General features: G+C 69.5%; 13 protein-coding genes. 3 read left to right on the top strand and 10 right to left on the bottom strand.

Features of this window, described 5'->3' with window-relative positions:
• The first annotated feature begins 129 nt into the window (after nucleotides 1–129).
• Nucleotides 130–357 carry a hypothetical protein gene (locus tag NG1_RS21925; protein WP_062973610.1) on the top strand — a complete coding sequence of 76 codons (228 nt, stop codon included), beginning with the start codon at nucleotides 130–132 and terminating at the stop codon, nucleotides 355–357.
• Between the two features lie 151 nt (nucleotides 358–508).
• On the opposite strand, the gene mbp1 is transcribed toward NG1_RS21925, so the two are convergent.
• Nucleotides 509–754, bottom strand: a complete 246-nt coding sequence (mbp1, locus tag NG1_RS21920; protein WP_062973608.1) for a microaggregate-binding protein 1 — start codon at nucleotides 752–754, stop codon at nucleotides 509–511.
• Between mbp1 and NG1_RS36855 the strand changes: the two genes are divergently transcribed.
• Entirely contained in the window at nucleotides 743–988 is a 246-nt protein-coding gene (locus NG1_RS36855) for a hypothetical protein (protein ID WP_157114170.1), read from the top strand. The two genes, mbp1 and NG1_RS36855, sit on opposite strands and share 12 nt — an antisense overlap.
• Nucleotides 989–1,074: 86 nt before the next feature.
• Here NG1_RS36855 and NG1_RS21915 read toward each other — a convergent pair whose 3' ends face one another.
• The 5 genes from NG1_RS21915 to NG1_RS21895 form a co-directional block, all read right to left on the bottom strand.
• A complete protein-coding gene (locus tag NG1_RS21915) occupies nucleotides 1,075–2,298 on the bottom strand; it encodes an NADH:flavin oxidoreductase (RefSeq protein WP_062973606.1) in 1,224 nt (407 codons plus the stop codon).
• On the bottom strand, nucleotides 2,295–2,876 hold the full coding sequence (locus tag NG1_RS21910; RefSeq protein ID WP_062973604.1) for a TetR family transcriptional regulator: 582 nt from the start codon (nucleotides 2,874–2,876) through the stop codon (nucleotides 2,295–2,297). Before NG1_RS21910 ends, NG1_RS21915 begins: the two co-directional genes overlap by 4 nt.
• Nucleotides 2,877–2,952: 76 nt before the next feature.
• Complete coding sequence (locus NG1_RS21905) at nucleotides 2,953–3,960, bottom strand: esterase/lipase family protein (protein ID WP_084499094.1); 1,008 nt, start codon at nucleotides 3,958–3,960, stop codon at nucleotides 2,953–2,955.
• A 60-nt stretch (nucleotides 3,961–4,020) separates the two neighbouring features.
• Entirely contained in the window at nucleotides 4,021–4,674 is a 654-nt protein-coding gene (locus tag NG1_RS21900; RefSeq protein WP_062973602.1) for a PadR family transcriptional regulator, read from the bottom strand.
• A gap of 102 nt (nucleotides 4,675–4,776) precedes the next feature.
• Nucleotides 4,777–5,355 (bottom strand): TetR/AcrR family transcriptional regulator, encoded by a 579-nt coding sequence (locus NG1_RS21895; protein WP_245659989.1) that lies wholly within the window; start codon nucleotides 5,353–5,355, stop codon nucleotides 4,777–4,779.
• Nucleotides 5,356–5,428: 73 nt separating this feature from the next.
• Here NG1_RS21895 and NG1_RS21890 point away from each other — a divergent pair, with 73 nt between their 5' ends.
• Entirely contained in the window at nucleotides 5,429–6,271 is an 843-nt protein-coding gene (locus NG1_RS21890) for an SDR family oxidoreductase (protein WP_062973600.1), read from the top strand.
• Nucleotides 6,272–6,308: 37 nt separating this feature from the next.
• On the opposite strand, the gene NG1_RS38465 is transcribed toward NG1_RS21890, so the two are convergent.
• From NG1_RS38465 to rpoZ, 4 genes are all read right to left on the bottom strand, one after another.
• Nucleotides 6,309–8,825, bottom strand: coding sequence for a primosomal protein N' (locus NG1_RS38465; RefSeq protein ID WP_245659993.1), 2,517 nt, complete (start codon nucleotides 8,823–8,825; stop codon nucleotides 6,309–6,311).
• An 88-nt stretch (nucleotides 8,826–8,913) separates the two neighbouring features.
• Nucleotides 8,914–10,125 carry a methionine adenosyltransferase gene (gene metK / locus NG1_RS21880; protein ID WP_040867522.1) on the bottom strand — a complete coding sequence of 404 codons (1,212 nt, stop codon included), beginning with the start codon at nucleotides 10,123–10,125 and terminating at the stop codon, nucleotides 8,914–8,916.
• A 233-nt stretch (nucleotides 10,126–10,358) separates the two neighbouring features.
• Entirely contained in the window at nucleotides 10,359–11,582 is a 1,224-nt protein-coding gene (coaBC, locus tag NG1_RS21875; protein ID WP_062973598.1) for a bifunctional phosphopantothenoylcysteine decarboxylase/phosphopantothenate--cysteine ligase CoaBC, read from the bottom strand.
• 44 nt (nucleotides 11,583–11,626) lie between these two features.
• Entirely contained in the window at nucleotides 11,627–11,908 is a 282-nt protein-coding gene (gene rpoZ, locus NG1_RS21870) for a DNA-directed RNA polymerase subunit omega (protein ID WP_039798918.1), read from the bottom strand.
• Nucleotides 11,909–11,919 lie beyond the last annotated feature (11 nt).

The raw sequence follows: 11,919 nt of genomic DNA, 5'->3' as shown, positions 1-11,919 counted from the left end.
GCCGCCTACAGGCACAGCTCTCCGCGTAACATGCGGACTTCATGGTTCCGCCAAACGGAGTTCCTCGCCGCCACGAGCGGCGAACACACCGATCCGACCGCGTCTCGGGATGTTCGAACGGAGAGCCGTATGTCAGCGCACGACCGTCGATACCTCATCTCGCTGAATGCGGGAGAACCCGGCGACGACGCGGCGATCATGGCGATCCGGTCGGCGTTCTTCGACTGGCTGAAGAAGGCCGGCGCCGAAATCGTCGAAGACGGCGGCGCCAACCGGGTAGTCATCGCGGCGGCGCCGGAAACAGCCGAGCGAGCCTGCGGCCTCGCGTACGTGCGCACCGTCGAGCCATACGCCTGACAGCGCTGCTCGGTCACGAGCGCGAGCCGGGGTGTTTCGCCCTCGGCGAGGCGTGCCGACTCGATGACCAACCCACACGCGAACACCCCGCCGCCGCCAGCTCGGCTGACGGCGGCGGGGTGTGTCTGCGGTCGGACGAACCGACGGGTGATTACCGTCCGTGCTGATGCGCGGACTGGCGGGCCTCGTCGACGTCCGCTTCGGCCCTGGCCTTCTCGGCGGCGGCTTCCTTGCCTGCCGCCTCGCGCTGCGACTCCGCCTTGTCCTGCTGCGCGCGGCCCTCGTCCTTCAGATTCTCGTGACCGGTGACGGTACCGGCCGCTTCCTTCACCTTGCCCTTGACATCTTCGACGACGCCTTCGACGCCTTCACGAGGACCGCTTCCATGTTCAGCCACAACAACCTCCTGGAATATCGGAACAAGCTGACATCTCGCGCATACCCGGGAGACCGGCCTCGAACCGTCTTCGGCGAGAAAGACCGGCGTCGCGCGTGTCGTGCCTGGTCGCGGGCGGCAATCATCGAAGCGGGCTGGTCTCGCTCGGGCCTTGCCGTGACGGCGATGCTGGTCGCCGCGCTGGCAGCGCCCGGTCCGGACGGATCAGCCGCCGCCCTGACCGCCGGGCTCTGAACACCGGAACCGAGAGGCGCCGCGTCGTCACGTGGCCGCCGGGAGCGCGCCGCTCGCCCGGCGCCGTGTGGATCGACCGCGGACCGCTACACCTGCGCTTCGGTGCCGCCGATGCCCGACATGGTCAGCTCGACGGGTTCGCGCGGCTGGTCGGGACGGAACACGCAGCGTGTGCACGTGTAGATCGTGGGCATACACTCGTTGCAATGCACGCAGGCCGACCGGGTCGTCGCGTCGGATCGGATGCGCTGCAACAGGTTCGGTTCCCGGAGCAGAGCACGGCCCATGGCGACGAACTCGAAGCCTTCCGCCATCGCGAGCCGCATGGTGTCCAGATTCGTGATGCCGCCGAGCAGAACCAGGGGCATGGTCAATTCTCGCCGGAAGTGCCGCGCCCGCTCGAGCAGATACGCCTCCTGATACGGGTACTCCTTCAAGAACGCCTTGCCGACCATCCGGAATCCCCAGCGCGCGGGCACCGGGAGAACATCGCCGAACGACCGCCGCGGGGCGGCACCGTGGAACAGCAGCATCGGATTCAGCAGCGAACTGCCCGCCGTCAACTCCAGCGCGTCCAGGGTGCCGTCGGCTTCCAGCCAAGCGGCGACCTGCACCGACTCCGGCACGGTGAGCCCGCCCCGCACTCCGTCTTCCATGTTCAGCTTCGCCGTCACCGCGAGCCGGCCGCCCACGGCCTGCCGTACCGCGGCGGCGATCTCGCGCGCCAACCGCGCCCGGTTGGCCAAGCTTCCGCCGTAACGATCGGTGCGGCGGTTCAGCTTGGGGCTCAGGAACGAACTGACCAGGTAGTTGTGCCCGAAGTGGATCTCCACCGCATCGAAGCCGGACGCTTCGGCCAGCTTCGCCGCGTCGGCATGAGCGGCCACGAGTTCACGGATCCCGTTCTCGTCGGGAGTGCGCATCATGCGCATCGAGAGGGGGCTGAACATCCGGCTCGGCGCCAACGCCGGAACCCGATTCGAGGCCGCGTTGGCCACCGGACCCGCATGCCCGATCTGCGCACTCACCGCGGCACCTTCACCATGGACGGCTTCGGTGAGCCTCCGCAATCCCGGCACCGCGTCCGGACGCATCCAGATCTGGTGCCGGTCGGTCCGGCCACCGGGAGCGACAGCGCAGTACGCCACCGTCGTCATCCCGACGCCACCGGCGGCGACCTCGCGATGGAACTCGATCAATTCATCGGTCACCAGAGCGTCCGGCGTGCGGCCTTCGAAGGTCGCGGCCTTGATCACCCGATTGCGCAGGGCGATCGGTCCGAGCCGGGCTGGTGCGAATACGTCGTTCATCGTTGTTTCTCTCCTGTCGGCGCGGTCAATCCGGCCACTACGAATTCCCGGAGGGTGGCCACCGCCTCCCGCGACATCTCTCGGTGCTCCGCACTGCCGAATCGCATGATGAGAAGGTCGAACGCCAACATCCACCGGCGGCGGCTCTCACGCTCGCTCACACCGGGCAACAGGCTCACCCACGCATCGATCCGGAACCATGGCTGCCGCCATTCGGTCACCTGCCTGCCGAGGACGAACTGCGCCAGCAGTCTCAGGTGCAACCGCCCCACGGGATCGGCGGCCAGCGCGACGAACGGCTCGATCACCGCATCGACCACCTCGGCGATCGACCCGTGCCCGCTGGTGACAGCGGCCAAGCGGTCCTCCCACACCGGCCCGAGCCGCTCCTCGAGCAACGCGGCGACGAGGGCGTCCTTCGACCCGAAGTGGTAGTGCACCGCCGCCGGGTTGGCCCCGGCGTGCGCGCAGATCCCGCGCACCGACACCTCGTCGTAGCGGCCCTCCAGCAGCAGTCGTTCCGCGGCTGCCAGCAGGCGATCGCGGGTGGTCGCGGCCTCGGAGACCTGTTTCGGCATGCGCTAAGTGAAGCACGTCTCCATCGCCGATTCAATCACTGATTGAAACAATGTTTGACCGGCCCGAGCCGGTTCCTCAGGAATTGCCCGCGATGATCACCTCGGGGATGCCGGTGCCGAGCGGGACCGGCCGGCAGATCGGGGCCGGACTGCCCGGAGCCAGCACGGTGAGCAGCAACTCCTGCACGAACGGGTCGTACACCATGTGGAAGTGCCCGGTGAGATCTGCGGGACACAGGTCCTGCAAGGCGATGTTCCGCGCGCCGGGCCCCCGCAGCGCGATGTTCTCGAACGGCTGGATCATCTCGTCGACGCGGCTGCCGATGGTCACGTATCGCACCCCGGGCACCGTGTCGCCGCCCGCGTTGAGATCGAGCATGGTCGGCGACCCCTCGGCCTGCTGCACGGCGGCGAGCGAGGTCACCTGGGCGAACGCCTGCAACGCGCCGGGGATCGCCTGGGCCACCGGCACCAGCCCGTACATCACACCGCCGTAGGTGGGCGACGCGAGGCCGACCCACTGACCGACCTTGGGCGCACCACCCAGCTTGTTGACGTAGTACCGAGTGACATTGGCGCCCTGGGAGAATCCGATCAGATCGACCTGGCCCGCGCCGGTGGCCGCGAGCACCTGATCGACGAACGAGCCGATCTGATAGGCGCTGAGCACCAGATCCTCGGTACCGTAACTGTCCGCGCCGGGCTTGCCGCCGTAGTTCAGCGCGAACACGCAGAATCCGGCCGCGGTCAGGCGCGGCGCGATCCCCGACCAATCGGAATACGCTGTGGAGTCGGTTCCGTGCGCGAGCACCAACGGATGGGGATGCCGGGCGCTGGGAACGCATCCGAAGTCGTTGGTGCCGCTCGGGACCGCATTCGGATGGCTTTTCTGATACCACGCGGCGGCGAGGTGGTCGGACTGCGGCGGAGCGGGGTACGTCGGCACGGCGGGCGGGCGGAGGCCGGACGGCTCGGCCGACGCCACGCCCGGGCCCAGTGCGGCCGCGCCGGCGACCACCAGGGCCAGCACGGCGCGACGCAAGTGTGAACTACCCCAAGCTTCCGCTCGACTCGACTGTCGCATCTCACAATGATCGCTCCGATCGGCTCGAAATGCGCGCGGTATCGGGGTGTTTCGCCTCCCCTACTTCTCGGGGGTCTCGTCCTCGGCGAGGATCCGGTAGAGCGACTTGCGGGTCTCGGTGAGCAACTCCGCCGCACGCGCCGCCTGCTGCGGGGTACCCGCCGCCGCGACCTGCGCGACCGCCCCCATCAGCTGCCCCACGAGTCCGCGCAGGTCCATCGCCTGGGCTCCGACGTCCTGCTGCACGTCCGCCCACGGATCGCCCAGCTCGTCCCGGTGCGCGGCGACGTACTCGTTGCCGGTCTCGGTGAGCTTGGCGGTCTTGCGCCCGGCGACCTTCTCGATGAGGACAAGACCCTCGTCCTCCAGCTGCGCGAGCGCGGGGTAGATCGAACCGGGGCTCGGCCTCCAGATGTCGTTGCTGCGCTCGCGGATCTGCTGGATGAGTTCGTAGCCGTGCATGGGCTGCTCGGCGAGCAGCAGCAGCACGGCGGCGCGCACGTCACCGCGCCTGCCCCGACCGCCACGGCCGCGTCCGCGACCGAATTGCGGGCCGAAGCCAGGGCCGAAGCCGGGACCGAATCCCGGCCCGAACTCGGGGCCGAAACCGTGGCGTCCACCGCGGCGGAAGCGCAGCCGGTGTTCGAAGCCCTCGGGCCCGGGCAGCGGCCCGCGGCCACGCCGGCCGAATTCTCGATCTTCTCGGTATTCCATGTCAGCCTCCCAGGGCTCTCGTGTTTGTTTCATGCTATCGACGATATATCGACAATGCATCGAACGCAAGACTCGATATCGGAACCAGGGCCGGCAGGGAGGTCAGCTCACCAGTGAGTCGATCCAGCGCGACAGCCGCGCGCCCTCGGTGACCATGAGTTCTGGATCGCGAAAGGTGTTGGTGAGCAACGAGATTCCTTGATACGCCGCGACATAGGCGATCGCGAGCTCCCCCGCGTCGGCGCGGCCCATCGCGGCGAACTGCCGTTCGGCCCAATCCACCAGCACGCGCATCACATCGGCGGCCGCGGTGCCCAACCCGTCGCCACGCTTGTCCAACTCCGAGGACAAGGTGCCGAACGGGCAGCCGTACCGCACAGTCTGCTCACGATCGGCCACCCAGCCCGCGATCAGGGCCTTCAGCCGCTCCGACGGCGTCTCGTGGCGGTCGCTCGCGGCGATCACGGCATCGAGAATGTGCGCGTGCGAGCCGATCGCCGCTTCGATGAGCTGGTCTTTCGTCTTGAAGTAGTAGTAGACGTTGCCGACCGGAACGTCGGCGGCGCGGGCGATGTCGGCGATCGTCGTCTTCTCCACACCCTGCTGGTAGAACACCCGCACCGCCGCCTCGACCAGTCGTTGCCGCTTGCTCGGCCTGGTTTCCGCCACTGAGTCAGTCACACAACTAACTGTAGACAACGGGCCCGCGACCGGCTACGTTGTATTTAGTCAGTCAACTAACTAAGGAGAAACGATGATAGTGGTCACCGGAGCCACCGGAAATATCGGCGCGCCCCTCGTGCGCTCGCTGTCGGACGCGGGCGAGGAGGTGACAGCGGTCGCCCGCCATGCGGACCTCTCGTTGCCCGACGGCGTCCGGTCGGTTCGGGCCGATCTCGGCGAGCCGGAAAGCCTCTCCCCTGCCCTGTCGGGAGCCGACACCCTGTTTCTCCTGATCACCGGTGAGCAGTTGGTGGCAGGCCCCGAGCCCGAACAGGTGCTGAAAGTCGCCGCGGCCGGAGGCGTGCGGCGCGTCGTCTTCGTGTCCTCACAGGGGGTGGCCACCCGCCCCGACGCGGCGGGCTATGCCCGGCTCGTCGCCTATGAGCAGGCGATCAGGGACTCCGGCCTGGCCTGGACCTTCCTGCGACCGGCCGGGTTCTTCTCCAATACCTACGCGTGGGCGGCTTCGGTGCGCACGCAGCGTATGGTCGCCGCGCCGTTCGGCGATATCGGCCTGCCCTCGATCGATCCGGCCGATATCGCCGCCGTCGCGGCGGCGGCGTTGCGCGACGAACGGCACGCCGGACAGGTCTACACCCTGACCGGACCCGAACTCGCCACACCGCGAGCCCAGGCCGAGGCACTCGGCGCGGCGCTGGGCGAGCCGCTCGGATTCATGGAGTTGACTCGGGCGCAAGCCCATTCGGCGATGCTCGACTTCATGCCCGAACCGGTGGTCGAGCACACGCTGACGATCCTCGGCGAACCGACACCCGCCGAACAGCTGATCAGCCCCGATGTGCCGCGTGTGCTGGGGCGGCCCGCCACGAAGTACGCCGAGTGGGCGATTCGCAATCGGGCGGCCTTCGCCTGACGCGTCCGGCGGGGCGGATGGCCTGTGGCTTCGTCTGTCAGCCGATGTCGACCGGGTCGATCTGCACGCGAAGGGGGGCGTCGGAGCGGTGCGTGCTGCGGATCGCCTGGGCCGCGCGCAACGCAGCCGCGAGCACCGCTCCGGAGCGGCGCTCGACCCGCAGCAGCAGACGTTCGACTTCGGCGGGCGAATCCTCGGCGGAGAAGGGCTTGCGAGCGCCGTCCGGCAGCGGCACCGGGCCGAGGCGGTCGACCGTCGCGGGCAGATCCGCCGCCGAGAGCAGTTCGGCGATGCTCTCGGCGGTGCCGTCGATCGCGGCGAGCCGGACTGCGGGCGGGAAGCCGACCTCGGCCCGGGCCGCGACCTCCGCCCGCGCCGCGCCCACCGGGTCCCACCGGACCAGCGCCTGCACGGTGGGGATCGAAGGTTCGGCCATGACGATGACCTGCCCGTGCGCGCGGACCAGCGTCGCGGCGGCCATCCAGCGACGCAGTGCGTCCTCGGCGGCCCGCAGGTCGGCGCGGCCGAGCAAGGCCCAGCCGTCGAGCAACAATGCGACGCCGTACCCGCCGGGGACCAACGGCTCGGCGCCGACCGTGGCGACGACCACTTGCGGGCCCGGCTCCACGGTATCGAGCATGGCGCCGCCCCCGGAGCCACGGATCGGCACGCCGGGAAAGGCCCGGCCGAGTTCCTCCGCCGTACGCGCCGCCCCGATCACCACGGCCCGCAGCGCGCGCGAGCCGCAGGTGGTGCAACGGAACGCCGCCTCGGTGATCCCGCACCAACGGCAAGCGGGGCTGTGCGCGGCGGCGGCGCTTTCCGCTGCCGATCCGCGGGTCTCCGGCAGCGCGAGCGGCCCGTTGCAGTGCCTGCATCGGGCGGGAGTGCGGCACTTCCCGCAGGCCAACGCGGGGATGTACCCGCGGCGTGGCACCTGCACCAGCACCGGCGCCCCCTCCTTCAGCGCGGAACGGGCGGCCGCGAAGGCGACGCCGGGAATCCGGACGGCACGGGCGACCGGATCGCGCTCCAGGGCGAGGTCGCTGTCACCGGGGGCGCTGATCCGCGGTGCGGCCTTGCGCAGCACCGCGCGATCGGCGACCAGATCGTGTGCCCAGCCGGAATCGACCACCGCTTGGATCTCCGCGGTCCGCGCGAAACCCGCCGCGACGAATGCCGCACCGGTCTCGTGCGCTCGCAACATCGCCACCTCACGCGTGTGCGGATACGGTGCGCGTGGTTCGGCGTAGGTGTCGTCGCCGTCGTCCCACAGCGCGATCAGCCCGAGGTTCGCCGCCGGTGCGAACACCGCGCTGCGCGTGCCGACCACAACCCGCGCCGAACCGCGCAGCACCGCCAGCCAACGCCGGTACCGTGCCGCTGGCCCGAGACCGGCGGCCAGCCCGACGGCCGAGTCGCCTACCAGCGCAGCACATTCCGCCAACACCCGGTCGAGGTCGCGTTGGTCAGGGACCATGAGGATCGCGCTGCGCCCCTGCCGGGCCACCAAGGCGGCGAGCTCCGCCAGCCGGCGCGGCCAGTCCTCACCGGGCAGTGCCTGCCAAGCCGCCCTGGCCCCTTTTCCTTGTGCGAGCGCACCGACGAATGCCGGGCCGTGCACATAACGCTCCCAGGCGGCGAGGTCGACGGCCGAAAGTTCCGGCGATACCGCCTCCTGGTTCGTGGCGCCGCCGCGAGGCTCCGCGCTCTGCCCGACACCGATTCGCCCCTCACCCGAAGGCGGTTCAAGCGGCTTCGAGGACCCGCCGGTGCCCGCCTCCGATGACGGCGCCTGTCGCACGGCCACTGCGCTCTGCCCGACATTGATTCGCCCCTCACCCGAAGACGGTTCAAGCGGCTTCGAGGACCCGCCGGTGCCCGCCTCTGGCCGGTGCTCCTGTTGCGCGGTGCCCATGCCCACAGTGTCGGGATCAGCATCCGATCCGGTCGCGGTGCCGGGTTCGGTATCCACCCCCGGGGCTGCGTGGCCCGCAACCGCCGATTCGGCTTGCGGTACTGCGGGATCCGAGGAGCGCGAATCGGGGAGCGCCTCTGCGGGCGCGGAGTCCACTCTGGCTGACCGCACGGAATCCGTTGCAGTGCAGGGTTCTCCGGCTTCGACGTCGCTCGCGGACGCATCGGGGTCCGCCGCGGCAGCAGGAGCCGTGGACCCGACGGAAACAATCTGTGCCCCAGCGGACTTCTTCGCACCACCGGTCTCGGTGCGGGCGTGGCGCGGTGGAATGGCCAGACGCAGGACGTCGGCGCGTGTGCCCGCGTAACGGGCCGCCACCTTGCCGGCCAGCTCCAGGATTTCCGGCGTCAGCACGCGTTCGCCGGAGACGACGCGTTCGAGTTCGACCAGTTTGCCGCCGTGATCGCTGTGCGCGGAGCGTGCGAGAAGGTAACCGTCGACCAACCGGCCGGCGAAACGGACGCGCACCCGGACCCCCGGCTGGGCGATCTCGTCCTGCTCGGGGGGCACCAGGTAGTCGAAGTCGCGGTCGAGATGCGCGGGCGACAGCAGTGGGAGCACCCGGGCGATCGGCAGCTCCGCGCCCGCGGGACCCGCGGCCGGACGGTCCGCCTCGGTGGCGGGGGTGCCCGCCGCGGGTGCGTTCACTCGGACCTGATCGAGGTCAGAGTCCGACGGCCGCGCGCAGCTTGTCCGCGCGGTCGGTGTGCTCCCACGGCAGGTCGACGTCGGTGCGGCCGAAGTGGCCGTACGCGGCGGTCGGCGCGTAGATCGGGCGCAGCAGGTCGAGGTCGCGGATGATCGCGCCGGGGCGCAGGTCGAAGACCTCGGTGATCGCGGTGGAGATGCGCGCAGGGTCGACCTTCTCGGTACCGAAGGTCTCGACGAACAACCCGACCGGAGCCGCCTTGCCGATCGCGTAGGCCACCTGGACCTCGACCCGATCGGCCAGATCGGCCGCGACCACGTTCTTCGCGACCCAGCGCATGGCGTAGGCGGCCGAGCGGTCGACCTTGGACGGGTCCTTGCCGGAGAACGCGCCACCACCGTGGCGGGCCATGCCGCCGTAGGTGTCGACGATGATCTTGCGGCCGGTCAGGCCCGCGTCGCCCATCGGACCACCGAGCACGAACTTGCCGGTGGGGTTGACCAGCAGGCGGACGTTCGAGGTGTCCAGCGAGGGCACCTCGAGGTCGGCGAGCACCGCTTCGAGGACCTTCTCGCGGATGTCGGGCGCGAGCAGGTTGTCCAGGTCGATGTCGGCGGCGTGCTGGGTGGAGACGACCACCGTGTCCAAGCGGACCGGGCGATCGCCGTCGTACTCGATGGTGACCTGGGTCTTGCCGTCCGGACGCAGGTAGGGCAGCACGCCGGACTTGCGCACCTCGGTCAAGCGGCGCGACAACCGGTGCGCGAGCGCGATCGGCAGCGGCATCAGCTCGGGGGTGTCCTTGGTGGCGTAACCGAACATCAAGCCCTGATCGCCCGCGCCCTGCCGCTCGATCTCGTCGTCGGAGCCGCCGACCCGGGCCTCGTGCGAGGTGTCCACACCTTGGGCGATATCCGGCGACTGCGCGCCGATCGCGATATTCACACCGCAGGAATTTCCGTCGAATCCCTTCGCGGAAGAGTCATATCCGATTTCCAGGACCTTTTCCCGGACAATACGGGGAATATCGGCGTACGCCGACGTGGTGACCTCACCCGCGACATGGACCTGGCCGGTCGTCACGAGGGTTTCCACCGCGACCCGGCTGCGCGGATCCTCCGCGAGCAACGCGTCGAGAATGGAATCGCTGATGGCATCACAGATTTTGTCCGGATGACCTTCGGTCACGGACTCACTGGTGAAAAGCCGGCTCCCGGACGTGCGCACAGTTGTTCCCTCTCCCTCAACGGGTTACTCGTATCGGCTTGCGACAGTAACGCCATGTCGCGCCTGCGCAACCCTTACATTCCAGACTATTCCAAATCACCGACAGGGCGGACCTCAACTACAAAGCCGCCCCGGACCGCTGAATTCCCGGTGTCCCGGCGATGCCGAAAGGATGACGACGCCGCGAACGAACGACGGATCGGATGGCAATCCCGGCAGGCCCGCCACCCGGCTCAGCGCAGCAACCCACTCAGCGCGTCGAGCACACGGCTGGCCAGCAATGCCTTCGAACCGTGGTCGAGCGCCTGCTCGGTACCGTCCGCGCCGAGCAGCCAGCCGTCGTTGGTGTCCACCTCGAACGCTTTGCCCTCACCGACCGCGTTGACCACGAGCAGGTCGCAGCCCTTGCGGGCGAGCTTGGCCCGCGCGTGGGTGAGGACGTCGCCGTGCTCGTCACCGGTCTCGGCGGCGAAGCCGACGATCGCGGTACCGGGCAACTGCCCGTCGCGGCGCGCCTGCACCAGTCCGGCGAGGATGTCGTCGGTCTTGGTCAGCGGAATGACGTCGGGCTCACCCGCGCCCTTCTTGATCTTGGCGGCGGCGACGTTGGTCGGCCGGAAATCGGCGACCGCCGCGGCCATGATCACCGCGTCGGCGCCGGCGGCGTGCTTGTCGACGGCGGTCTTCAGCTGTTCGGCGGTGGTGATGTGCACCAGGTCGACAGCGGCCGGTGCCGCCATCTCGATCGTGTTGCCCGCGATCAGGGTGACGTGGGCGCCGCGCTGGGCCGCGACCCTCGCGAGCGCGTAACCCTGCTTACCGGAGCTGCGATTGCCGAGGAAACGCACCGGATCCAGCGGTTCCCTGGTGCCGCCCGCCGTGATGACGACCCGGCGGCCCTCCAGATCCCGCGGAATCGCGTCGGCGCGCTCCATGAGCAGCGACGCGAGGCCGAAGATCTCCTCGGGCTCGGGCAGCCGTCCGGGGCCGGTGTCGGCGCCGGTGAGCCGCCCCGCCGCGGGCTCCATGACGATCGCACCGTGGGCGCGCAGCGTCGCGACGTTGGCGACGGTCGCCGGATGCTCCCACATCTCGGTGTGCATCGCGGGCGCGAACAAGATCGGACATCGGGCCGTCAGCAACGTGGCGGTGAGCAGGTCGTCGGCGCGGCCGGAGGCGGCGCGGGCCATGAGGTCGGCGGTCGCCGGGGCGATGACCACCAGGTCCGCCTCCTGGCCCAGCCGAACATGCGGGACCTCGGGCACGTCGGAGAACACACCGGTGTGCACCGGGTTCCCGGACAGTGCTTCGAAGGTCGCCTTGCCGACGAACTCCAGCGCCGAGTGGGTGGGGATCACCCGGACGTCGTGTCCGGTCTCGGTGAACCGCCGGACCAGAGAGCACGCCTTGTAGGCGGCGATCCCTCCGGCTACGCCGACGACGATCCTTGTGGTCACTACGCCTCCGGCCTAGTCGTGGTCACGGGCGAACGCGGTTCGCCTCACTCGCCTTCGGAGTGCTCGAGCAGGTCGGAGTGGATCTCACGCAGCGCGACCGACAGCGGCTTCTCCTGTAGACCCGGCTCGACCAGCGGGCCGACGTACTCGAGGATGCCGTCGCCGAGCTGGTTGTAGTAGTCGTTGATCTGCCGGGCCCGCTTGGCCGCGTAGATGACCAGGGCGTACTTGGACGACGTGCGCTCCAGCAACTCGTCGATCGGCGGGTTGGTCAGGCCGACCGGGGTGTCGTAGGCGGGCGCGGTCTTGGTGTCCGTACTGCTCACTAGGGGGACTC

It is taken from the genome of Nocardia gamkensis NBRC 108242, from assembly GCF_001612985.1.
GTDB lineage: Bacteria > Actinomycetota > Actinomycetes > Mycobacteriales > Mycobacteriaceae > Nocardia > Nocardia gamkensis.
Note: the sequence above shows the minus strand (reverse complement) of the source record. Positions and strands in the feature narration are given on the sequence as shown.